Source organism: Streptomyces durhamensis, from assembly GCF_000725475.1.
GTDB lineage: Bacteria > Actinomycetota > Actinomycetes > Streptomycetales > Streptomycetaceae > Streptomyces > Streptomyces filipinensis.
The window spans coordinates 1-23,108 of record NZ_JNXR01000012.1; the positions used below are offsets into that span (position 1 = coordinate 1).

General features: G+C 74.3%; 18 protein-coding genes and 1 riboswitch. Of the genes, 14 read left to right on the forward strand and 4 right to left on the reverse strand.

Translation table 11 applies throughout. The features are described 5' to 3' along the window. Positions 1-189: 189 nt before the first annotated feature. On the forward strand, positions 190-603 hold the full coding sequence (locus IO33_RS0117680) for a VOC family protein (RefSeq protein WP_031165855.1): 414 nt from the start codon (positions 190-192) through the stop codon (positions 601-603). Positions 604-685: 82 nt separating this feature from the next. On the opposite strand, the gene IO33_RS0117685 is transcribed toward IO33_RS0117680, so the two are convergent. The 3 genes from IO33_RS0117685 to IO33_RS0117695 form a co-directional block, all read right to left on the reverse strand. Next, positions 686-2,158, reverse strand: coding sequence for a hypothetical protein (locus tag IO33_RS0117685; protein WP_209438872.1), 1,473 nt, complete (start codon positions 2,156-2,158; stop codon positions 686-688). A 240-nt stretch (positions 2,159-2,398) separates the two neighbouring features. Then, positions 2,399-3,526 carry an alpha/beta hydrolase gene (locus IO33_RS0117690; RefSeq protein WP_031165860.1) on the reverse strand — a complete coding sequence of 376 codons (1,128 nt, stop codon included), beginning with the start codon at positions 3,524-3,526 and terminating at the stop codon, positions 2,399-2,401. 199 nt (positions 3,527-3,725) lie between these two features. Beyond that, the gene (locus IO33_RS0117695) at positions 3,726-4,388 is read right to left on the reverse strand and encodes a class II aldolase/adducin family protein (RefSeq protein ID WP_051926834.1); all 663 of its coding nucleotides are present in this window, start codon (positions 4,386-4,388) and stop codon (positions 3,726-3,728) included. A 191-nt stretch (positions 4,389-4,579) separates the two neighbouring features. Here IO33_RS0117695 and IO33_RS0117700 point away from each other — a divergent pair, with 191 nt between their 5' ends. From IO33_RS0117700 to cobI, 10 genes are all read left to right on the forward strand, one after another. Beyond that, positions 4,580-5,335 carry a lysozyme gene (locus IO33_RS0117700; protein ID WP_031165865.1) on the forward strand — a complete coding sequence of 252 codons (756 nt, stop codon included), beginning with the start codon at positions 4,580-4,582 and terminating at the stop codon, positions 5,333-5,335. Positions 5,336-5,478: 143 nt separating this feature from the next. Continuing rightward, complete coding sequence (locus IO33_RS0117705) at positions 5,479-6,729, forward strand: inorganic phosphate transporter (RefSeq protein WP_031165868.1); 1,251 nt, start codon at positions 5,479-5,481, stop codon at positions 6,727-6,729. A gap of 32 nt (positions 6,730-6,761) precedes the next feature. Beyond that, entirely contained in the window at positions 6,762-6,989 is a 228-nt protein-coding gene (locus tag IO33_RS0117710) for a hypothetical protein (protein WP_031165871.1), read from the forward strand. Between the two features lie 233 nt (positions 6,990-7,222). Further along, a riboswitch (cobalamin riboswitch) is annotated at positions 7,223-7,366 on the forward strand. Positions 7,367-7,467: 101 nt separating this feature from the next. Further along, positions 7,468-8,421 carry a cobalamin biosynthesis protein gene (locus tag IO33_RS0117715; RefSeq protein ID WP_031165873.1) on the forward strand — a complete coding sequence of 318 codons (954 nt, stop codon included), beginning with the start codon at positions 7,468-7,470 and terminating at the stop codon, positions 8,419-8,421. After that, entirely contained in the window at positions 8,418-9,950 is a 1,533-nt protein-coding gene (locus IO33_RS0117720; RefSeq protein ID WP_031165875.1) for a cobyric acid synthase, read from the forward strand. The genes IO33_RS0117715 and IO33_RS0117720 overlap by 4 nt, the downstream gene beginning before the upstream one ends. Next, on the forward strand, positions 9,947-13,600 hold the full coding sequence (gene cobN / locus IO33_RS0117725) for a cobaltochelatase subunit CobN (RefSeq protein WP_031165877.1): 3,654 nt from the start codon (positions 9,947-9,949) through the stop codon (positions 13,598-13,600). Before IO33_RS0117720 ends, cobN begins: the two co-directional genes overlap by 4 nt. Next, the gene (locus IO33_RS0117730) at positions 13,597-15,591 is read left to right on the forward strand and encodes a putative cobaltochelatase (RefSeq protein ID WP_031165879.1); all 1,995 of its coding nucleotides are present in this window, start codon (positions 13,597-13,599) and stop codon (positions 15,589-15,591) included. Before cobN ends, IO33_RS0117730 begins: the two co-directional genes overlap by 4 nt. Continuing rightward, positions 15,591-16,199, forward strand: coding sequence for a cob(I)yrinic acid a,c-diamide adenosyltransferase (gene cobO, locus IO33_RS0117735; protein ID WP_031165881.1), 609 nt, complete (start codon positions 15,591-15,593; stop codon positions 16,197-16,199). The genes IO33_RS0117730 and cobO overlap by 1 nt, the downstream gene beginning before the upstream one ends. After that, the gene (locus IO33_RS0117740) at positions 16,193-17,554 is read left to right on the forward strand and encodes a cobyrinic acid a,c-diamide synthase CobB (protein ID WP_031165883.1); all 1,362 of its coding nucleotides are present in this window, start codon (positions 16,193-16,195) and stop codon (positions 17,552-17,554) included. Before cobO ends, IO33_RS0117740 begins: the two co-directional genes overlap by 7 nt. Continuing rightward, positions 17,551-18,300, forward strand: coding sequence for a precorrin-2 C(20)-methyltransferase (gene cobI / locus IO33_RS0117745; RefSeq protein WP_031165886.1), 750 nt, complete (start codon positions 17,551-17,553; stop codon positions 18,298-18,300). The genes IO33_RS0117740 and cobI overlap by 4 nt, the downstream gene beginning before the upstream one ends. A gap of 23 nt (positions 18,301-18,323) precedes the next feature. Here cobI and IO33_RS0117750 read toward each other — a convergent pair whose 3' ends face one another. After that, on the reverse strand, positions 18,324-19,058 hold the full coding sequence (locus IO33_RS0117750; RefSeq protein ID WP_031165888.1) for a ZIP family metal transporter: 735 nt from the start codon (positions 19,056-19,058) through the stop codon (positions 18,324-18,326). Between the two features lie 219 nt (positions 19,059-19,277). Between IO33_RS0117750 and cobM the strand changes: the two genes are divergently transcribed. Genes cobM through cobJ form a run of 3 tightly spaced genes read left to right on the forward strand, consistent with a single transcriptional unit; the run spans position 19,278 to position 23,106 of the window. Further along, positions 19,278-20,096, forward strand: a complete 819-nt coding sequence (gene cobM, locus IO33_RS0117755; RefSeq protein WP_031165891.1) for a precorrin-4 C(11)-methyltransferase — start codon at positions 19,278-19,280, stop codon at positions 20,094-20,096. Continuing rightward, positions 20,093-21,418 (forward strand): bifunctional cobalt-precorrin-7 (C(5))-methyltransferase/cobalt-precorrin-6B (C(15))-methyltransferase, encoded by a 1,326-nt coding sequence (locus tag IO33_RS0117760; protein WP_031165894.1) that lies wholly within the window; start codon positions 20,093-20,095, stop codon positions 21,416-21,418. Before cobM ends, IO33_RS0117760 begins: the two co-directional genes overlap by 4 nt. Then, positions 21,415-23,106, forward strand: coding sequence for a precorrin-3B C(17)-methyltransferase (cobJ, locus tag IO33_RS0117765; RefSeq protein WP_031165896.1), 1,692 nt, complete (start codon positions 21,415-21,417; stop codon positions 23,104-23,106). Before IO33_RS0117760 ends, cobJ begins: the two co-directional genes overlap by 4 nt. The last annotated feature ends 2 nt before the right edge of the window (positions 23,107-23,108 follow it).

The window sequence follows — 23,108 nt, forward strand, 5'->3', positions numbered from 1 at the left end:
GGGCGGGAAGTCGCCCGTTCGAGTGGCGGTCCGGCGGGGCCGCGGGCCCGGTGGTTCGGCGCCGCGGACAGGAACCCCGGGAGACCCGCGCAGGTGGGGCAGCGCGTCACGTTCCGCTGAGGCGTTGTCAGTGGCGGCTGCGAGACTGGACGAGGCGCCACGGAACCGACGCACGAAGGAGTGATCGGCATGGCAGGTACGGGCGGCGGACGGCCGAGCCTCTACCCCACGGTGCTGTACGCGGACGCCAAAGCCGCGATACGGCAGCTCACGGAGGCCCTCGGCTTCACCGAGCTGTCGGTGTACGAGACGGAGGACGGCAAGGTGATGCACGCCGAGCTGGTCCAGGGCAACGGCGCGGTGATGATCGGTTCCAAGGGGCGGGGCGGCCTGTTCGACACGGCGATGAAGGACGCGGGACCCGCGGGGGTGTACGTCGTCGTGGACGACGTGGACGCCCACCACCAGCGGGCCCTGGAGCACGGCGTGGAGATCCTGATGCCCCCGACGGACCAGGACTACGGCTCGCGGGACTACATGGCCCGTGACACCGAGGGCAACATCTGGAGCTTCGGTACGTACGCCCCGGAGCTAGGCGTCTGACCTACGGCCGGCTCACCCTTCGGGACCCGCTCGCCCTCCCGACCCGCTCGCTCCTGGCGGACCCGCTCGCCCCCGAGCCGGCTCACCCCCCGGTGTGCACCTGGAAGGCGGCCCGGCGCACGGCCTTGGCGAGGGCCGGATCGGGGTGCGCGGCGGCGAGCGCGACCAGCACCTGCACGGTGCGCGGATGACCGACGGCGCGGACCTCGTCGAGCAGCTGGGGAACCGTGGGCTGCACCGCGGACTCCAGATGCCGGACCAGCATCGGCGCCTCACCGTGGTCGGCGACGGCCGCGGCGGTGTCCACCCACAGCCAGGTCGCCTCCTCACGGGTCAGGACCTCGTGGGCGTCCTCCGGGTCGGCCCCGTCGTGCTCGGCGAGCCACAGCAGGGCGTAGGGCCGGACGGCGGGCTCGTCCACGACGCCGCGTACGTCGGGCTCGGCGGGGGCACCGACGACGCGCAGCGCCTCGAAGGCCAGGCCGCGCAGCAGGGCGTCCTCGCCGTGCGCGGCGTGGATCAGCTCGGTGACGGCGCTGCCGACGGGGCGGGCGGCGAGCCAGGCGCGGTACTCGGCACGGGCGGCGTTGGGGCGGAGCTGGGCGCAGCCGCGGAGCATGTCCTCGGCGGACTGCTCGATGTTGCCGGCCGGGCTCTGCGCGGCCACGCAGATCTGCTCCAGCTTGACCCACACCGCCCAGTTGCCCAGCGGGGTGAGGGTGGCCTGGCCGTCGCCGTAGGTCAGCGCGCCCACGGCCGCGAGGGCCCGCAGCGCCCAGTCGAGCAGCGGGGCGAGCGGGGTGTCGGCGGCCGGGGCGGGGTCCGCCGGGCTCGGGGACGTCGCCGGCTGTCCCGATCCGGACGCGGCCGGGTGTCCGGCGCCGGGCCCGGGGCCGGTGGGCAGCTCGGTGCCGGGCCCGTAGGGGACCTCGCAGCGTTCGGTGCGCAGTTCGGTGACCCGCTGCTGGAGCAGGTCGAGCAGCTGCTCGACCGGGACGGGGCCGGCGGACAGCTGGAGGAAGGAGAGCACCTGGGGCATGGCCGAGACGACCTCGGCGACGGCGGCCGGCTCGTGCTCCTCGGGTTCCGGGGAGGCGAGCGACCACGCGTCGAAGAGGGCGACCCAGCCGCGCAGCACGGCGCTGTCGTCACGGTCCCAGGCGCGCAGCCGCCAGCCGGGGCGCGCGCTGTCGCCGTGCACCTCGACGAGTCCGGCGAGTCGTGCGGTGTCCCAGTCGGCGCGGACCTGGGCGGCGCTCAGTCCCAGGTCGGCGCCGGCGCGTTCGGCGGTGGCGGCGGAGAGGGTGGCCTTGCCGTCGGTGGCGGCACCGTCGCTGCCGGGGCCGAGTGCGGCGTCGGCCCAGCGGGCCACACGCACCGGCCCGGCCAGCCCGATGCGTGCCATTCTCGCCAGTTCGGCGGGGGCGGGCGTGCCCTCCGGCGGCCGGGGTGCGGGGCGGCGCGGACGCCGCTGGTTCACAGCTCTGGGGGCGGCGGCCAGGGGTCGCGGTCGGACGAGTCGGAGCCTGGAGTCGCGCGGGATACGGGACGTCACGGGTGCAGTCTTCCGGTTGACGGTCCGAAAACCCAAACGGAATGTCACCGCGGGCGACGGGGCTGGCCAAGGCACGGGGGGCCGGGCGGGGCGAGAAGGGGGGATCAAGCCAGTTGTACGGCCTTAAACGGAATGTTCCGCACCGGCCCGGCCGGCGGCCGCGGGCCCTCCTCGCCCGCGGCCGGGAGGCACCCCACCGGAGGGGTTCGCGGGTCTCACGTCAGAGGCGTTTCGCGGGCCTCACATCAGAGGCGTCAGGAAGCGGCGCAGCCGCTCCTCGTACTCCTTGGGGTCGGCGTTCCACATCGCCGCGTGCGGCGCCTGCGCCACGGGGTGCAGAGCGACCAGATCGGCGCGGTGGCGGGCGAGCCGGCGGGAGAACTCCCAGGGGGCCACCCGGTCGTCGGGGCCGTGGAAGATCAGGGTCGGTACGGCGAGCCGGTCGGGGTCGGTGATCTCGGCGACCCGGTCGGCGTGCAGGCCGGCCCGGCCCTGTGCGGCCCGCACGGCGAGCGGCAGCAGCGCCTGCGGGGTGTGGCGGGCCTGGGCGAGGGCGCGCAGCGTGGCCTCCCAGCTGAGCACCGGCGAGTCCAGGACCAGTCCGGCGATGCGCTCGCGCACCGGGGAGTGCTCGGCGGCGCGCAGGGCCATGGTGGCGCCGGTGGACCAGCCGAGCAGGACGACCCGTCGGGCGCCGTAGCGCACCGCGTAGCGGATCGCCGCGTCCAGGTCCCGCCACTCGGTCTCGCCGAGGTGGTTCAGTCCGTCCGGCGGACGCGGGGCGCCGAGGTCGCCCCGGTAGGCGAGGGCGAGGACCGGGAGCCGGCGGCCGTGCAGGAAGCCCATCAGGTTCATGGCCTGTTCGCGGGTGGTGCCCAGGCCGTGCACAGCGATCACCCAGGTGTCCCGGTGGCCGGGCACGAACCAGGCGGGCAGCTCGCCGAGTTCGCCGGGCACGTCGATGTCGGCGTGGTCGAGGCCGAGGGCGGCGGACGGATTGCCGACGTACAGGTTGGGGGTGAGCCACACCGCGTCGCCGGGGGCGAAGGTGCCGTGGGTGACGCGTTCCAGGCGGCGTACGACGGTGTCGGCGGTGTGCCGGGCCGCCCCCAGGACGGGGCCGAGGACCGCGTGGGAGCCGTCGCCGGCGAGGCCGTAGGTACCGGGGCGCAGCGCGGCCAGGTCGCGGGTGAGCATGATCTGGCCGGCGGCGGTGCCGTGCACGGTGAGCCGGGGCTCGGTGGGCAGCGGACGGCCCGCGGGCGCCTTCAGCGCGGCGTCGCTGGCGAGCCGGCCGACGGCCACGGAGGCCATGCCGGCGGCCAGGACCGCGGTGACCGCGGTGGCGGTCGCTTTGACGGGGCGCACGCGTCCAGTGTCGTGGGGGTTGCGGTCACCGGCCAGCCGAAAGGCGGGGCCGGGTGAGGAGCGTGGGGGTGCGGGCGGGTCCGGCACCGCCGGCCGGGTTCGCCGCGGCGGAGCACCGCGGCGGGCGGGACGCGCCGGACCGAGCAGGCGGGCGAGACGATCGGCGAAGCGTGGGAGCGAGGGGCTGGGCGGCAAGGGGTCACCTCCGTTGGCCGTACCCCTTCAAGCGTTCCCCGGCCTCGGCCAGTTGTGCCTCGGTCAGCAGGGTCGGTGTCAGACCCGGCACACCGGACGCCGTCAGCCACAGGCGGCACATCCACTCCAGCTGGGCGGTGCGGTCGTAGGCCTGGTCGAGGCCGGCGCCGTAGGTGACCGTGCCGTGGTTCTGCAGCAGGCAGCCGGAGCGCCCGGCCAGGGCGCGGAGCATGTTCTCGGCCAGCTCGTCGGTGCCGTAGGTGGCGTAGGGCGCGACGCGGACGGGGCCGCCGAGGGCGGCGGCCATGTAGTGGACCAGCGGCAGCTCGGGCACGAGCGTGGAGACCGCCGTCGCGTGCACGGCGTGGGTGTGGACGATCGCGCGGGCGTCGGTGGTGCGGTAGACGGCGAGGTGCAGGGGTAGCTCGCTGGTCGGCACCAGGGTGCCGAGCACCTGGCGTCCGGTGAGGTCGACACCGGTGATGTCCTGCGGGGTGAGCCGGTCGTACGGCACCCCCGACGGGGTGACCAGCACGAGGTCGCCGACGCGCGCCGAGACGTTCCCCGAGGTGCCGACCACCAGTCCGTCGGCTACGGTCCGCCGCGCCGTCGCGACCAGTTCCGCCCAGACACGTTCCTGTTCCGCGTTCCGCCCCTGTTCAGCCATGCCGTGATCCTGCCAGCCGTGGCCGTCGGAAAAGGGGCGGGCTCTCACGTCCGGCCGGAAGCGCGCACCCCCGAACGGGTGGAAATCGGGTGGAATCGCCGCACATGAGGCGCGGATTCGATGATCGCCGGGCCTTGAATGGTCTGCCTTGTCCGCCGGACGACCCCTCGTCCGCCGACCCGGGGAGACACATGGCCCGTGAACGCACCCGCCTCCGTCGCCGCGCCGGTGTCCTCGTGGCGGCCACGGCGGCGCTCGCCCTCGCGGGCGCCACGCCCGCGGCGGCCGGCCCTGCGGCACTGACCGCGGCCAAGCCGCACGGACACGACGTCTCCTCCCACCAGAAACACGTCGACTGGCCGGCCACCCGGTCCAAGGGCGCACGGTTCGTCTACGTCAAGGCGACGGAGTCCACGGACTACCGCAATCCCTACTTCTCCCAGCAGTACAACGGCGCCCGCAAGGCCGGCCTGGTCCGGGGCGCGTACCACTTCGCCCGGCCGGACACGTCCTCGGGGGCCAGGCAGGCCGCGTACTTCGTGCGGCACGGCGGCGGCTGGCGGGCGGACGGCTGGACGCTGCCGCCCGCGCTCGACATCGAGTACAACCCGTACGACAAGAAGCACAAGTGCTACGGGGTCGGCAAGAAGCGGATGGTCCGCTGGATCCGGTCGTTCAGCGACGAGGTCAGGCGGAGGACCGGCCGCCGCCCGGTGATCTACACGACCGCCCAGTGGTGGAAGCTCTGCACCGGCAACAGCCGCGCGTTCTCCTCCAGCAACCCCCTGTGGATCGCCCGGCACGGCGCCGAGCGGCCGGGGAAGCTGCCGGGTGGATGGCGGTACTGGACGATCTGGCAGTACGGCGGCGAGGGCCGGCTGCCGGGTGACCAGAATCTCTTCAACGGGCCCACGAGCCGGCTGCGGACCCTCGCGCGGGGCCGGTAGCCAAGGGGCACCTGGGCCGTGAGGACCAAGCGGAACGTCATTCACCCTGTCCAGACACCGCCACGCCCGCCTCAGTTCATCTTCCGTTCACCCAGGTTGCCTACGTTCGTCCAGCCAATGACCTCGAACGATTGCCTGGGTAAATGGAAAGCTTCTCGCTGATCCTCGCGATTGTGGTGGTAACCGCACTCGCGTTTGATTTCACGAACGGTTTCCACGACACCGCGAACGCGATGGCCACCACCATCTCCACAGGCGCCCTGAAGCCGAAGATCGCGGTAACCATGTCCGCCGCCCTCAACCTGGTCGGCGCCTTCCTCTCCGTGGAGGTCGCGAACACGATCTCCAAGGGTCTCGTCGACGAGACCGGCATCCGTCCCGAGGTCATCTTCGCCGCCCTGGTCGGCGCGATCCTCTGGAACCTCGTGACCTGGCTGATGGGCCTGCCCTCCAGCTCCTCGCACGCCCTGATGGGCGGCCTGGTCGGCGCCACCGTCGCCTCCGCCGGCTTCGGTGCCGTGCACGGCGACGTGCTGGTCACCAAGGTGCTGCTCCCGGCCGTCGCCGCGCCGCTCGTGGCGGGCCTCGCGTCGATGCTGGCCACCCGCTTCTCCTACGGCATCGGCGGCAAGGCCGAGGGCGAGGCCACCCGCAAGGGCTACCGCGCCGGCCAGATCGCCTCCGCCGGCCTGGTCTCCCTCGCCCACGGCACCAACGACGCCCAGAAGACGATGGGCATCATCACCCTCGCGCTGATCGCGGGCGGCGCCATCGCCCCCGGCTCCAACCCTCCCACCTGGGTCATCCTCTCCGCCGGCCTGGCGATCGCGCTCGGCACCTACATCGGCGGCTGGCGCATCATCCGCACCATGGGCACGGGCCTGACCGAGCTGGAGCCGCGCCAGGGCTTCGCCGCCCAGACCAGCGCCGCGACCGCCATCCTGGCCTCCTCCCACCTGGGCTTCTCCCTCTCCACCACGCACGTCGTCTCCGGCTCGGTGATGGGCGCGGGCCTCGGCCGCAAGGGCGGGGTGGTCCGCTGGTCCACCGCGACCCGTATGGCCGTCGCCTGGGTGCTCACCCTCCCGGCCGCCGCGCTGGTCGGCGCGGGCGCCGAGTCCGTCACGGACCTCGGTGACTGGGGCACCGCCGTGGTCGCCGTCTTCCTGGTCGCCTCCAGCGCCGCGATCTGGAAGATCTCCCGCCGCGAGGTCGTCGACCACACCAACGTCGTCACCGGCACCGAGGAGCCGGCCGGCGTGGTGACCACCGCCATCGCCGCGGTGACCCCGCCCCCGGCGGGCACGATCACCGAGGACCTGACGGCGACGATCGCCTCCCCGGCGGCCGCCGAGCCCGCGACCCCGGCCGTCCCGCCGGCCGCCACCGTCTGACCCCCGGTCACCCCGGTTACGAAGGAAGCATCATGAAGATCGACTGGGCGGCCATCGGTTCCGTCTTCGGCGTCAGCCTCGTGTTCACGGTGGGCCTGGTGGCCCTGTTCACCCTCGGCGTGAGCGGCCTGGCCCGGCGCGAGAAGGCCGCGGCCCAGGGCGGCTCCGCCGGCCTCGCCGTCACCGGCGCCTACGTCTGCTTCGCCGCCTGCGCGGCGGCGGTGGCGTACGGCATCTACCTGATCGTGGCCAAGCCCTGACGAGCGCCTCGCCGGAAGGGCCCTGAAGCGGAAGTGCCCTGAGACGCCGTCGACCGGCCGCGGCACAGACGTGGCCCGTCGCGTCCGCGCGGCGGGTCCCTGCCGGCACCCCCGCGCCCCTTCGGGCGCCCAGGCTCCCCTCTGCCCCGAGGGGAGCCTTTTCGCGCGCCCCCAGGCCACGCGATGTGGGGATCGGCACACTCTCCCCGTGCAGGTCAACGGCAAGTTGACGGCCGTTCCGGGCGCGTGGTGGACTGCCCGGGCCATGTACGGCGGCAGCAGAGGAAGCCGGTGCGAATCCGGCGCGGTCCCGCCACTGTCACCGGGGAATGAACCCCCCGGGAGCCAGGAACTCTCGCCGCCGCATCACGTCGAACCAGGGCGCGGACACCCTGAGTGAGGACATATATCGCCATGCTCGGCTGCCGATCGAGGACACGTACCAGGCCCGCTCCTGTACCCACGGCCGGCTGAGCCGATGGGTGCCGATCGCTCCTACGCGTACGGCGCCGCCGCCGGGCTTCTCGGTGACCTGCTCCTCGGCGATCCCCGCCGCGGGCATCCGGTCGCCGCGTTCGGGCGGGTGGCGGCTGCCGTGGACCGCGCGTTGTGGCACGACCACCGCGGCTGGGGCGCCGTGCACACCGCCGTGTGCGCCGGCGGCGCCGTCGCCCTCGGCACGGTGGCCGCACGCGTCGTACGCCCCTCCCCCACCGCCTCCCTCGCCCTGACCGCCGCCGCCACCTGGGCGGTCGTCGGTGGTACCTCGCTCGCCCGCGAGGCCCGCGCGATCGGGCGTGCCCTGGAGCGCGGGGACGTCGAGGCGGCGCGGGCGCGGCTGCCCCATCTGTGCGGCCGGGACCCGCAGGCGCTGGACGCCGGCGGGATGGCCCGGGCCGTGGTCGAGTCGGTCGCCGAGAACACCTCCGACGCCGTCGTGGGCGCGCTGGTGTGGGGTGCCGTGGCCGGGGTGCCGGGACTGCTCGGGTTCCGGGCGGTCAACACCCTGGACGCGATGGTGGGGCACAAGTCCCCCCGGTACCGGCGCTACGGCTGGGCCTCCGCCCGGCTCGACGACCTGGCCGGCTGGCCCGGGGCCCGGCTGACCGCCGTACTCGCCGCCGCGGCCGGCCCCGACCCCCGCGGCGCCCTGCGCGCCTGGCAGGCCGACGCCCGCAGGCACCCGAGCCCCAACGCCGGTCCCGTCGAAGCCTCCTTCGCCGGCGCCCTCGGCGTACGCCTGGGCGGAACGCTCTCCTACGGCGGCCGGGTCGAGCACCGGCCCGTGCTCAACGGGGACACCGGCCGGGCGGTCGGGGTCACCGACATCGACCGGGCCGTACGGCTCTCCCGCCGCGTCGGCCTGCTCGCGCTCGGCACCACGGTCGCCGCGCGCCTCCTCGTCAAGCGTGTGAAGGGACGTGACAAGTGAACGGGGGTCTCCTCGTCGCCGGCACCACCTCCGACGCCGGCAAGAGCGTCGTGACGGCCGGGATCTGCCGGTGGCTGGTGCGCCAGGGTGTGAAGGTCGCGCCGTTCAAGGCGCAGAACATGTCGCTCAACTCCTTCGTCACCCGGGAGGGCGCGGAGATCGGACGGGCGCAGGCCATGCAGGCCCAGGCGTGCCGCATCGAGCCGAGCGCGCTGATGAACCCGGTGCTGCTGAAGCCGGGCGGCGAACAGAGCAGCCAGGTGGTGCTGCTGGGCAAGCCGGTGGGCGAGCTGAGCGCACGCGGCTACCACGGCGGGCGCCAGCAGAAGCTCCTCGGCACGGTCCTGGACTGCCTGGCCGAGTTGCGGGGCACGTATGACGCGGTGATCTGTGAGGGCGCCGGCAGCCCGGCCGAGATCAATCTGCGCCGGACCGACATCGTGAACATGGGGATCGCGCGGGGTGCGCGGCTGCCCGTGCTGGTGGTGGGGGACATCGACCGCGGGGGCGTCTTCGCGTCGTTCTTCGGGACCGTCGCCCTGCTCTCGCCCGAGGACCAGGAACTGGTCGCCGGCTTCCTGGTGAACAAGTTCCGGGGCGATGTCTCCCTGCTGGAGCCGGGCCTGGAGATGCTGCACGGCCTCACCGGGCGGCGCGCCTACGGCGTGCTGCCGTTCCGGCACGGGCTCGGCATCGACGAGGAGGACGGGCTGCGCGTCTCGCTGCGCGGTACGGTCCGCGAGTCCGCCGTGACCCCGCCCGTGGGTGAGGACGTGCTGCGCGTCGCCGTGTGCGCGATCCCGCTGATGTCCAACTTCACGGACGTGGACGCGCTGGCCGCCGAACCGGGTGTCGTGGTGCGGTTCGTGGACCGGCCGGAGGAACTGGCGGACGCGGACCTGGTCGTCGTCCCGGGCACCCGCGGGACCGTACGGGCGCTCGCGTGGCTGCGCGAGCGGGGCCTTGCGGACGCGTTGGTCCGAAGGGCCGCCCAGCACAGGCCGATCCTCGGTGTCTGCGGCGGCTTCCAGATCCTCGGCGAGCACATCGAGGACGAGGTCGAGTCGCGGGCCGGCGCGGTCGACGGGCTCGGCGTGCTGCCCGTGCGGGTGCGGTTCGCCCGCGAGAAGACCCTCACCCGGCCGTCCGGAGAAGCCCTCGGCGAGCGGGTCGAGGGGTACGAGATCCACCACGGGGTCGCCGAAGTGGCGGGCGGCGACGGGTTCATCTCCGATGACGAAGGACACAGCCTGGACGGCTGCCGGGTCGGCCAGACCTGGGGCACCCACTGGCACGGTTCGCTGGAGTCGGACGGCTTCCGGCGGGCCTTCCTGCGCGAGGTGGCCGCCGCCGCGGGCCGCCGCTTCGTGCCCGCGCCGGACACCTCCTTCGCCGCGCTGCGCGAGGAGCAGCTCGACCGGCTCGGCGACCTGATCGAACAGCACGCGGACACGGACGCGCTGTGGCGGCTCATCGAGTCCGGCGCGCCGCAAGGACTGCCTTTCATTCCACCGGGAGCGCCCGCATGAGCACAGTGTTGTTGTTGTCGACCGCCGACACGGATCTGCTGGCGGCCCGGGCCTCCGGTGCGGACTACCGCATCGGCAACCCGACCCGGGTGGACGTCCAGCAGGAACTGCCGGGGCTGCTCGACGGCGCGGACCTCGCCGTCGTACGGCTGCTGGGCGGCAAGCGCGCCTGGGAGGAGGGGCTGGCGGCGCTGAAGGCGTCCGGGGTCCCGGCCGTGCTGCTGGGCGGCGAGGCCGTGCCGGACGCGGAGCTGATGGCCGAGTCGTCGGTGCCGGCCGGTGTGGTCGCGGAGGCGCTGACGTACCTGGTCGAGGGCGGCCCCGCGAACCTGCTGGAGCTCTCCCGGTTCCTGTCGGACACCGTGCTGCTGACCGGCGAGGGCTTCGAGGAGCCGCGGAAGATGCCGGAGTACGGCGTCCACGGCGACCGCCCGCTCGTCGACGGCCGCCCGACCGTGGGCGTGCTCTTCTACCGGGCGCACGAACTGAGCGGCAACACCGCCTTCGTGGACACCCTGTGCGACGCGATCGAGGCGGAGGGCGCCAACGCCCTGCCGGTGTACTGCGGTTCGCTGCGCGGCGCGGACGCCGGCCTGTACGAGCTGCTGGCGAAGGCCGACGCGCTGGTCGCCACCGTGCTCGCGGCCGGCGGCACCCACGCCTCGCAGGCTTCGGCGGGCGGCGACGAGGAGTCCTGGGACATCGGCGCGCTGGCCGACCTGGACATCCCCGTCCTGCAGGGGCTGTGCCTCACCTCCTCGCGGGCCGCGTGGGCGGAGTCGGACGCCGCCCTGTCCCCCATGGACGCGGCGATGCAGGTCGCGATCCCGGAGTTCGACGGCCGGCTGATCACGGTGCCGTTCTCCTTCAAGGAGCAGGGCCCGGACGAGGTCCCGGTGTACGTCGCCGACCCGGAGCGGGCCGCGCGGGTGGCCGGGATCGCCCTGCGCCACGCCCGGCTGAAGCACATGCCGAACGCGGAGAAGCGGATCGCGCTGGTCTTCACCGCGTACCCGACCAAGCACTCCCGGGTCGGCAACGCGGTCGGTCTGGACACGCCCGCGTCGGCGGTGCGCGTCCTGGACGCCCTCAGGGACGCCGGCTACGGCCTCACCGAGTACCCCGACAACGGTGACGAGCTGATCCACCGGCTGATCGAGGCCGGCGGCCACGACGTGGAGTGGCTGACCGAGGAGCAGCTGGCGGCGGCGCCCGCGCGCGTCCCGCTGGCCGACTACCGGGCGTGGTTCGAGAAGCTCGACCCGGAGCTGCGGGACGCGATGACGCAGGCGTGGGGCGAGCCGCCGGGCAGCCTGTACACCGACGGCGAGGACATCGTGCTCGCCTCCCTGCGGTTCGGGAACGTCGTCGTGATGATCCAGCCGCCGCGCGGCTTCGGTGAGAACCCGATCGCGATCTACCACGACCCGGACATGCCGCCCTCCCACCACTACATGGCGGCCTACCGGTGGCTGGAGAACTCCTTCGGCGCGGACGCGCTCGTGCACATGGGCAAGCACGGCACGATGGAGTGGCTGCCGGGCAAGGGGCTCGGGCTGAGCGCCGGCTGCGCCCCGGACGCGGTGCTCGGCGACCTGCCGCTGATCTACCCGTTCATCGTCAACGACCCCGGTGAGGGCACCCAGGCCAAGCGGCGCGGGCACGCCGCGGTGGTCGACCACCTGGTGCCGCCGATGGCCCGCGCCGACACCTACGGCGACCTGGCCAAGCTGGAGCAGCTGCTGGACGAGTACGCGCTCGTCTCCGACCTGGACCCGGCGAAGGCCCCGGCCGTGCGCGCCCAGATCTGGACCCTGGTCAAGGCCGCCGAGCTGCACCACGACCTGCATGTGGACCAGCAGCCGGACGACGACGCGTTCGACGAGTTCGTCATGCACATCGACGGCTACCTGTGCGAGATCAAGGACGTGCAGATCCGTGACGGCCTGCACATCCTGGGTGGCGGACCGGTCGGCGAGCCGCGCGTGAACCTGGTGCTGGCCGTGCTGCGGGCGTCCCAGGTGTGGGGCGGGCAGGCCAACGCGCTGCCGGGGCTGCGCGCCTCGCTCGCGGCCCACTTCGGGCTGGACGAGAAGGAGCTGCTGGCCGAGCCAGGGGCGCCGGTGAAGGTGCCGGTGGAGCTGACGGACCTGGTGGAGGGTCCGGCGCGCACCGCGTCGGACGCGATCGACCTGCTGGAGCAGCTGTGCCGGGGGGTCGCGCAGGGCATGGAGGCCCGGGCGTGGGACCGAGCGGTCGTCCCGGCCGTCCTGCGCGGTGTTCTCGGCACCGAACTCCCCGACGGCAGGGCCGTGTTGGAGTTCGCCTGCGACGAGGTCGTACCGCGGCTCGCGCGGACCACCGACGAGATCGGGCACATCCTGCGGGCCCTGGACGGCGGTTACGTCCCGGCGGGCCCGTCCGGTTCGCCGACCCGGGGTCTGGTGAACGTCCTGCCGACCGGCCGGAACTTCTACTCCGTCGACCCCAAGGCCATTCCGTCCCGGCTGAGCTGGGAGGTCGGGCAGTCGCTGGCCGACTCCCTCGTGCAGAGGTATCTGCAGGACACCGGCGCGTACCCGCAGTCCGTCGGCCTCACGGTCTGGGGCACGTCCGCGATGCGCACCCAGGGCGACGACATCGCGGAGATCCTGGCGCTGCTCGGCTGCCGTCCGGTGTGGGACGACGCCTCGCGCCGGGTCACCGGCTTCGAGGTGGTCCCGCTGCAGGAGCTGGGCCGGCCGCGCATCGACGTCACGGTCCGCATCTCCGGGTTCTTCCGGGACGCGTTCCCGCACGTGGTCGGCTTGATCGACGACGCGGTGCGGGCCGTGGCCGAGCTGGACGAGCCGGCGGAGTCCAACTACGTGCGGGCGCACGCCGACGAGGACACGGCCGAGCACGGTGACCGGCGGCGCGCGACGGCCCGCATCTTCGGCTCGAAGCCGGGCGCGTACGGCGCCGGTCTGCTGCCGCTGATCGACGCCCGCAACTGGCGCTCCGACGCGGACCTGGCCGAGGTGTACGCCGTCTGGGGCGGCTACGCGTACGGGCGGGGGCTCGACGGGCGGGCGGCGCGCGGCGACATGGAGACCGCGTTCAAGCGGATCGCGGTGGCGGCGAAGAACGTCGACACCCGCGAGCACGACCTGGTCGACGCCGACGACTACTTCCAGTACCACGGTGGCATGGTCGCCATGGTCCGGCATCTGACCGGCGCCAACCCCGAGGCGTACGTGGGCGACTCGGCCGTACCCGACCAGGTGAGGACGCGCACGCTCGGCGAGGAGACGCACCGGGTCTTCCGGGCCCGCGTGGTCAACCCGCGCTGGATGGCGGCCATGCGCCGGCACGGCTACAAGGGCGCCTTCGAGATGGCGGCGACCGTGGACTACCTGTTCGGCTACGACGCCACGGCGGGCGTGGTGGACGACTGGATGTACGAGAAACTCAGCGCGGAGTACGTCTTCGACCCGCAGAACCGGGACTTCATGAAGAAGTCCAACCCGTGGGCGCTGCGCGGCATCACCGAGCGGCTGCTGGAGGCGGCCGACCGGGGCCTGTGGGCGGAGCCGGACGCGGACACGCTGGAGCGGCTGCGCGCCACCTACCTGGAACTGGAAGGCGACTTGGAGGGCGACGACCAGTGAGCACCCCCTTCCCCTTCACGGCCGTTGTCGGCCAGGACGACCTGCGGCTCGCGCTGCTGCTGAACGCCGTGTCCCCGGCGGTCGGCGGGGTGCTGGTGCGCGGCGAGAAGGGCACGGCCAAGTCGACGGCCGTACGGGCCCTTTCGGCGCTGCTGCCGGAGGTCGCCGTCGTGCCCGGGTGCCGGTTCTCCTGTGATCCGGCGGCACCGGACCCGTCGTGCCCCGACGGGCCGCACGAGCCGGGGCCGGGCGCCGGAAGGCCGGCGCGGATGGTCGAGCTGCCGGTCGGCGCCTCCGAGGACCGGCTGGTGGGTGCCCTGGACATCGAGCGGGCGCTCGCCGAGGGCGTGAAGGCGTTCGAGCCGGGCCTGCTGGCCGACGCACACCGGGGCATCCTGTACGTGGACGAGGTCAATCTCCTCCACGACCACCTGGTCGACCTGCTGCTGGACGCGGCGGCCATGGGTGCCTCGTACGTGGAGCGCGAGGGCGTCTCGGTACGGCACGCGGCCCGCTTCCTGCTCGTCGGCACCATGAACCCGGAAGAGGGCGAGCTGCGCCCGCAGCTGCTGGACCGGTTCGGGCTGACCGTGGAGGTCGCGGCGTCGCGGGAGCCGGACCAGCGGGTGGAGGTCGTGCGGCGCCGGCTGGCGTACGACGACGATCCGGCCGGCTTCGCCGCGCGGTGGGCCGAGGAGGAGGCCGCCGTACGGCAACGGATCGTGGCGGCACGGGAGTTGCTGCCGCAGGTGCGGCTGGGCGACGGCGCGCTGCGGCAGATCGCGGCCACCTGCGCGGCCTTCGAGGTGGACGGCATGCGCGCCGACATCGTGATGGCGCGTACGGCGACCGCGCTGGCCGCGTGGGCCGGGCGGACCGATGTGCTCGCCGAGGACGTGCGGCAGGCCGCGCTGCTCGCGCTGCCGCACCGCAGGCGCCGCAACCCGTTCGACGCGCCGGGCCTGGACGAGGACAAGCTGGACGAGACGCTGGAGCAGTTCTCCGGGGACGACGGGAGCGGCGAGGACGATCCCGGTCCGGACGGTCCCGGTGGCGGCGGCGGTCAGCCGCAGCCCGACCCCGGTCCGCAGGGGGGCGCCGACACCGCCGCGCGCCCGGAGGCCGGCGAGGGCGGGGAACCGCAGCCGTCCGGCGCGCGGGAGCAGTCGGCCGTACGGGCCGCCGAGCCGTTCCGGACCAGGGTGCTGAGCGTGCCCGGGATCGGTGAGGGGGCGGCCGGGCGGCGGTCGCGGGCGCGGACCGAGCACGGTCGCACGACCGGGGCCCGACGGCCGCGGGGCGCGCTGACCAAGCTGCACCTGGCCGCGACGGTGCAGGCGGCGGCCCCGCACCAGCGGGCGCGCGGCCGGTCCGGGCCGGGGCTGGTGATCCGCCGGGACGATCTGCGGCAGGCTGCCCGGGAGGGCCGCGAGGGCAACCTCGTGCTGTTCGTCGTGGACGCCTCCGGTTCGATGGCGGCGCGGCAGCGGATGACCGCGGTGAAGGGCGCCGTGCTGTCGCTGCTCCTGGATGCGTACCAGCGGCGGGACAAGGTGGGGCTGGTGACGTTCCGGGGGTCCGGCGCGGAGGTGGCGCTGCCGCCGACCTCGTCCGTGGACGCCGCAGCCGTACGGCTGGAGGCGCTGCCGACGGGGGGCCGTACGCCGCTGGCGGCCGGGCTGCTCAGGGCGCACGAGGTGCTGCGCGTGGAGCGGCTGCGCGATCCCGCGCGGCGGGCGCTGGTCGTGCTGGTGACGGACGGGCGGGCCACCGGGGGCCCGGAGCCGGTCGCGCTGGCCGGGCGTGCGGCGCGGCTGTTCGCGGCCGAGCAGGTCGCCTCGGTGGTCGTGGACTGCGAGTCGGGGCCGGTGCGGCTCGGGCTCGCCGGGCAGCTCGCGGGTGAGCTGGGCGGTACGGCGGTGACGCTCGACGAGTTGCGGGCGGACTCGATCGCCGGGCTGGTGAAGGACGTACAGAGGAGGGCCGCGTAATGCCGCAGGGACAGCCGAGTGTCGTGCCGGACGACGGTCTGACGACCCGGCAGCGCCGGAACCGGCCGCTGGTCGTGGTGCACACGGGCGTCGGCAAGGGCAAGTCCACCGCCGCGTTCGGGCTCGCGCTGCGCGCCTGGAACCAGGGGTGGCCGATCGGGGTGTTCCAGTTCGTCAAGTCGGCGAAGTGGAAGGTCGGCGAGGAGAACGCCCTGCGGGTGCTCGGCGCCTCCGGCGAGGGCGGGACCGTCGACTGGCACAAGATGGGCGAGGGCTGGTCGTGGGTCCAGCGGGACATCCAGGGTGACAACGCGACCAACGAGGAGAAGGCCCGGGAGGGCTGGGAGCAGGTCAAGCGGGACCTGGCCGCCGAGACGTACCGGCTGTACGTGCTGGACGAGTTCGCCTACCCGATGCACTGGGGATGGGTGGACACGGACGAGGTCGTGGACGTGCTGCGGAACCGTCCCGGTACCCAGCATGTGGTGATCACCGGACGCAACGCCCCCGAGAAGCTGGTGGACTTCGCCGACCTCGTGACCGACATGTCCAAGGTCAAGCACCCCATGGACGCGGGCCAGAAGGGCCAGAAGGGCATCGAGTGGTGACATCGTCGGTGCCCCGGCTGGTCATCGCCGCGCCCTCCTCGGGCAGCGGCAAGACCACCGTCGCCACGGGGCTGATGGCCGCGTTCGCCGCGCGGGGGCTCGCCGTGTCCCCGCACAAGGTCGGGCCGGACTACATCGACCCCGGGTACCACGCGCTCGCGACCGGGCGGGTGGGGCGCAACCTGGACGCGTACCTGTGCGGTCCTGAGCTGGTCGCTCCGCTGTTCCTGCACGGGGCGCGGGGGTGCGACATCGCCGTCGTCGAGGGCGTGATGGGGCTGTACGACGGGGCGGCGGGCGAGGGCGAACTGGCGTCCACCGCTCATGTCGCCAAGCTGCTGCGGGCGCCGGTGGTGCTGGTGGTCGACGCGTCGTCGCAGTCGCGGTCGGTGGCGGCGCTGGTGCACGGGTTCGCCTCCTGGGATCCCCAGGTGCGGGTCGGGGGCGTCATCCTGAACAAGGTGGGGTCCGAGCGGCACGAGTCGCTGCTGCGGGAGGCGCTGGACGCCTCCGGGGTGCCGGTGCTGGGGGTGCTGCGGCGGGCCGCCCAGGTGGACACGCCCTCCCGGCACCTGGGGCTGGTGCCGGTCGCCGAGCGGCGCTCCGCCGCGGTCGACGCCGTCGGGGCGATGGCCGCGCAGGTGGCTCAGGGGTGCGACCTCGGCGCGCTGGAAGCCCTCGCCCGCAGTGCGGGCGCCCTCCCGGGGGACTCCGCCCCCTGGACCCCTCCGGCACCCTCGGCCGGGAAGCGCGCGCCCGTGGTCGCCGTCGCCGGTGGGTCCGCCTTCACCTTCTCCTACGCCGAACACACCGAACTGCTCACCGCCGCCGGTGCCGAGGTGGTCACCTTCGATCCGCTGCGCGACGAGCAACTGCCCGAAGGGACGGCCGGCTTGGTCGTCGGCGGCGGGTTCCCCGAGGTCTATGCCGGTGAGCTGTCCGCCAACGAACGCCTCCGCAAGGCGGTCGCCGGGCTGGCCCTGAGCGGCGCCCCGGTGGCGGCCGAATGCGCCGGGCTGCTCTACCTCTGCCGGGAGCTGGACGGGCGGCCGATGTGCGGGGTGCTCGACGCCACCGCCCGCATGACGGAACGGCTGACCCTGGGCTACCGGGATGCGGTGGCCGTCGGAGACAGTTCGCTGGCCGCCGCCGGGACCCGGATGCGCGGGCACGAGTTCCATCGCACCGTCGTCGAGCCCGGCGCCGGTGCGGCTCCCGCCTGGGGTGTGCGGACCCCTGCCCGGCGGGTCGAAGGTTTCGTACAGCAGGGCGTGCACGCGAGTTATCTGCACACGCACTGGGCCTCCGAGCCCGGTGTGGCCCGTCGGTTCGTGGAGAGGTGCCGGACGTCATGAGCAGCAGGCTGGTCGGGGTCGGGGTCGGACCCGGTGATCCGGAGCTGGTGACCGTCAAGGGGGTCAACGCGCTGCGGGCCGCCGATGTCGTCGTCGTACCGGTGATGGCCGCACCTGATGGAAGGGACGCGGGCGAGCAGGGGCGGGCCGAGGCGACGGTGCTGCACTACGTGCCCGCCGCGAAGGTCGTCCGGGTGGTGTTCGCGCTGAACGAGCGGACCGACCGGGCGCGCCGGGAGGCCACCTGGGACGCGGCGGGCGAGCGGGTCGCCGAGCTCCTTCGGGCGCACGGGTCCGTCGCCTTCGCCACCATCGGTGACCCGAACGTGTACTCCACGTTCACGTACCTCGCGCAGACGATCGTGGAGCTGGTGCCGGGCGTGGCCGTGGAGACCGTGCCCGGGATCACGGCCATGCAGGATCTGGCGGCGCGCTCCGGTGCCGTGCTGACCGAGGGCACCGAGCCGCTGACCCTGGTACCGGTCACCGCCGGGTCCGCCGTGCTCAAGGAGGCGCTGGCCGGGCCGGGGACGGTCGTCGCGTACAAGTTCGGGCGGCAGGCCGCCGAGGTCGCCGAGGCGCTGCGGGAGACCGGGCGGCTCGGGGACGCCGTGTGGGGGTCGGCGCTGGGGCTGCCGGAGGAGTCGGTGCGGCCGGCCGGTGAGCTGGACGGGACGCCGTTGCCGTATCTGTCGACGCTGATCGCGCCGCCGCGGCGGGACGGCGGACGGGGCGGGAAGCTGTGAGCACCCGTCGTACCGCCGCGCGGTCAGCCGCCGGAGAGGCCGACCACCAGCCAGATGAAGGCCGCGCCGGCCACCGTGCACAGCAGGGTGGAGCGCGCCGGGTGCTCGTGGTGGGCCTCGGGCAGGATCTCGGCGGCGGCCAGGTACAGCAGGACGCCGCCGAAGAGGCCCAGATAGCCGCCGAGCACCGCTTCGGGGATGTGGAAGAAGACCGTCGACACGGCGCCCAGCAGGGGTGCGCAGGCGTCGGCCACCAGCATCGCGATCGCGCGGCGGCGGGCGTTGCCGTACAGGCTCGTGATGGTGAAGGTGTTGAAGCCGTCGGCGAAGTCGTGCGCGATCACGGCGAGCGCGACGGCCGTGCCCATGCCGCTGCCCACCTGGAAGGCGGCGCCGATCGCCACGCCGTCCATGGCGCTGTGCCCCACCATCGCGCCGGCCGCCGTCAGGCCCACCTCGGGCGCCCGGTGGTTGTGTCCCTCGGCGCCGCCGTGCGCGGCCTGCCGGGCGGCCAGTGTGCGCTCCACCAGATGGGCCAGCAGGAATCCGGCCACGAACAGCAGCAGGGCGGCGGGCACGCCGAAGACCTCGCGGTGCGCCGCGTGCAGCGCCTCCGGCAGCAGGTCCAGGCCGACCACGCCCAGCATCAGACCGCCGGCCAGTCCGAGGACGAGATGCCGACGGTCGGTCACGCGCTGTGCCGTCCAGCCGCCGGCCAGCGTCATCAGGAACGCGCCGAGCGCGACGAAGACCGCCATAGGGCCTTGCTATCCGATGGAGGTGCCTTCGCGCACATCCGGCACCGATCGCACCACCGCAGACCCTGACATTTCACCGATTCCGACTTGAGTTTTCAGCCACTGCGGCCACCGCAGTCACAGCGGTTTTCCGCAGTCCCCGCAGTCCCCGCAGTCCCGCAGTCCCGCAGTCCCGCAGTCCCCGCAGTCTCCGCAGTTCCCGTACGAGAGGACCCTCCCATGGCCGATGCCCCCACCGGCAAGGTGACGTTCGTCGGTGCCGGCCCCGGCGCCGCCGATCTGCTGACGTTCCGTGCCGCGCGCGCGATCGCACAGGCGGACGTGGTGATCTGGGCGGCGAGCCTGGTCCAGGCCGAGGTCCTGGAGCACGCGCGCACGGACGCGGAGGTCCTGGACTCGGCGGCCATGTCCCTGGAGGACGTCGTCGCCGTCTACCGGCGCGCCCACGCGGAGGGCCTGCGGGTGGCCCGGATCCACTCCGGCGACCCGGCGCTGTGGGGCGGCACGCAGGAGCAGCTGGACCGGTGCGCGCAGATCGGGATCGCCACGGAGGTCGTACCGGGCGTCTCGTCGTTCTCCGCCGTCGCCGCGCTCGCGCAGCGTGAGCTGACCATCCCCGAGGTCGCCCAGTCCGTCGTCCTCACCCGGCTGGGCGGCGGCAAGACGCCGATGCCGCCCGGCGAGGAGGTACGCGAGTTCGCCCGGCACGGCACGACCATGGCGGTCTTCCTGTCGGCGGCGCGCAGCGGACAGCTGGTGCGCGAGCTGCTGGAGGGCGGCTATCCGACCGACACCCCGGTGCTCGTCGCCTACCAGGCGACCTGGCCGGAGGAGCTGATCGTGCGCTGCACGGTCGGCACGCTGGAGGAGACGGTCAAGGAGCACAAGCTCTGGAAGCACACGCTGTTCCTGGTCGGACCGGCGCTGGACGCGCACGGCACCCGCTCGCACCTGTACCACCCGGGGCACTTCCACGGGTACCGGAAGGCCGACCCGGAGGCCCGGCGGGCGCTGCGCGAGCAGAGGACGAACAGTTGATCACGGTCGTCGGCACGGGGACCGGCGCCCCGGTCGACGAGGACGTCCTCGCGGGCGCCGCGCTGGTGGTCGGCGGGCGCCGCCACCTGGACGCGGTACGGCTGCCCGACACCGCCGAGCGGGTCGTGCTGGGGCCGCTGGCACCGGCGCTGGACGTCGTGGAGCGGTATCTGGAGAAGGGGAGCCGGGTCGTCGTGCTGGCCTCCGGCGACCCGGGGTTCTTCGGGATCGTGCGGGTGCTGGCCGAGCGGTTCGGGCCGCGGCGGCTGGATGTGCGGCCCGGGGTCTCGTCGGTCGCCGCCGCCTTCGCACGGGCGGGGCTGCCGTGGGACGACGCCGTGGTGGTCAGCGCGCACGGCCGGGAGCTTCGTACGGCGGTCAACGTGTGCCGGGCGCGGCCGAAGGTGGCGGTGCTGACGGGACCGGGCGCGGGGCCGGCGGAACTGGGGGCGGCGCTGCTGCACGACCCGCGGGTGCCGGGGGGCGCGGCCGCCGTGCCGGTGGCCGCGCCCGCGCCGGGCTCCCCCCGGACGGAGATCGCCTCGGCGCCCGTATCCGGCGGGCGGGTGCTCGTCGTCGCCTCCGCCCTCGGCTCCGCGGACGAACGGGTCGAGCGGGTCACGCCCGCCGAGGCCGCCGCCCGGGACTGGGGCCCGGACGTCAGCGTGGTGCTGTGCCTCGACGAGACACGCGCGCTCGGCGGGGTGCGTACGGTCGCCGGGGCGCCGGCCGGGCCCGCCGGATGGGCCCTGGACGAGGGCGAGTTCACCCACCGCGACTCGATGATCACCAAGTTCGAGGTGCGGGCGCTCGCCCTGGCGCGGCTCGGGCCCCGGCTCGGCGATCTGGTCTGGGACGTCGGCGCGGGTTCCGGCTCCGTGGCCGTGGAGTGCGCGCGGCTCGGTGCCGCCGTCACCGCCGTCGAGAAGGCTTCGGACGGTGTGGCGCGGATCCGCGCCAACGCCGCCGCGCACGGCGTCGACGTGCGGGTCGTGCACGGGACGGCACCCACCGCGCTGTCCGGCCTGGACGACCCCGACGCCGTGTTCGTCGGCGGCGGCGGGCGTGAGCTGCCCGGCATCGTCGCCGCGTGCGCCCGCCGCGCCCGGCGGACGGTCGTGGTGGCCATGGCCGCGCTGGACCGCGTGCCGGCCGCCCGGGAGGCGCTCACCGATGCCGGGTTCACCTGCGACGGGGTGCTGCTGCAGTCCTCGCGCCTGGCGCCGCTGCCCGGGGACGTGACCCGGCTCGCGGCGACCAATCCCGTGTTTCTGCTGTGGGGCGTCAGACCCCCGGCGACTAGCGAAGGAGTTACCGAGTGATCGGCCTGATTTCCGCCACCGCGGCGGGGGCGGCGGCGCGGGACCGGCTGGCCGCGGCCTGGCCGGACCGCACGCGGGTGTACGAGGGTCCCGTCGGGGAGGCGGTACGGGCCGCGTTCGCGCAGTGCGAGCAGCTGGTGTGCTTCCTGGCGACGGGCGCGGTGGTACGGCTGCTCGCGCCGCTGCTCGGCGACAAGGCGGCCGACCCGGGTGTGGTGTGCGTGGACGAGGGCGCCCGGTTCGCGGTGTCGCTGGTCGGCGGCCACGGCGGCGGTGCCAACGAACTCGCCCGTGCGATCGGCGAGGTGCTGGGGGCGGAGCCGGTGGTGACGACCGCGACGGACTCCGTCGGACTGGCGGGCCTGGACACGCTCGGGCTGCCGTACGAGGGATCGGTCGCCCTGGTCTCCCGGGCCCTGCTGGACGGTGAGGCGGTCGCGCTGGAGGCGGAGGTGCCGTGGCCGCTGCCGCCGCTGCCGACCTCGGCGCAGGGGCCGTACACGATCCGGCTCACCGACCGGGACGTCCGGGCCGGGGAGCGCGAGGTGCTGCTCAGGCCGCCGTCCCTGGTGGTGGGGGTCGGCGCGTCCCGGGGCGCGCCGGCCGAGGAGGTGCTCGCACTGGTCGAGGCGGCGCTGGCGCAGGCCGGCCTCTCGGTGCGGTCCGTGGCCGAACTCGCCACGGTGGACGCCAAGGCGGAGGAGCCGGGCCTGCTGGCCGCCGCCGAACGGCTCGGGGTGCCCCTGGTGACCTACTCCGCCGAGGAGCTGGCTGCGGTGGAGGTGCCCAACCCGTCGGACGCGCCGCTCGCGGCCGTCGGCACGCCGTCGGTGGCGGAGGCCGCCGCGCTGGTGCGCGGGGGTGAACTGCTGGTCCCGAAGCGGAAGTCCGAGCGCGCCGACGGACAGCCCGCGATGGCGACCTGCGCGGTCGTACGACGCCCGGGGCGCGGCCGGCTCGCCGTGGTGGGGCTCGGACCGGGCGCCCGGGACCTGCTCACCCCGCGCGCGGCGGCCGAGCTGCGCCGGGCGTCGGTGCTGGTCGGGCTGGACCAGTACGTGGACCAGATCCGGGACCTGCTGCGGCCGGGGACCCGGGTGCTGGAGTCGGGGCTCGGCGCCGAGGAGGAGCGGGCCCGTACGGCGGTCGCGGAGGCCCGCAAGGGACATGCCGTGGCGCTGATCGGCAGCGGGGACGCGGGCGTGTACGCCATGGCGTCCCCGGCGCTCGCCGAGGCGTCGGACGACATCGAGGTGGCCGGAGTGCCCGGGGTGACGGCCGCGCTGGCCGCCGGGGCGGTCCTGGGCGCGCCGCTGGGCCACGACCACGTGTCCATCAGCCTGTCCGACCTGCACACGCCGTGGGAGGTCATCGAGCGGCGGGTGCGGGCCGCGGCCGAGGCGGACATCGTCGTGACCTTCTACAACCCGCGTTCCCGGGGCCGCGACTGGCAGCTGCCCAAGGCGCTCGCGATCCTCGCCGGGCACCGGGAGCCGGCGACACCGGTGGGTGTCGTACGGAACGCCTCGCGGCCGGACGAGTCGAGCCGGGTGACCACGCTCGCCGCACTCGACCCGGCGACGGTCGACATGATGACGGTCGTGACCGTCGGCAACACCGCGACCCGGATCATCGCGGGCCGCATGGTGACCCCGCGCGGCTACCGCTGGCAGGAGGAGCCGAAGTGAAC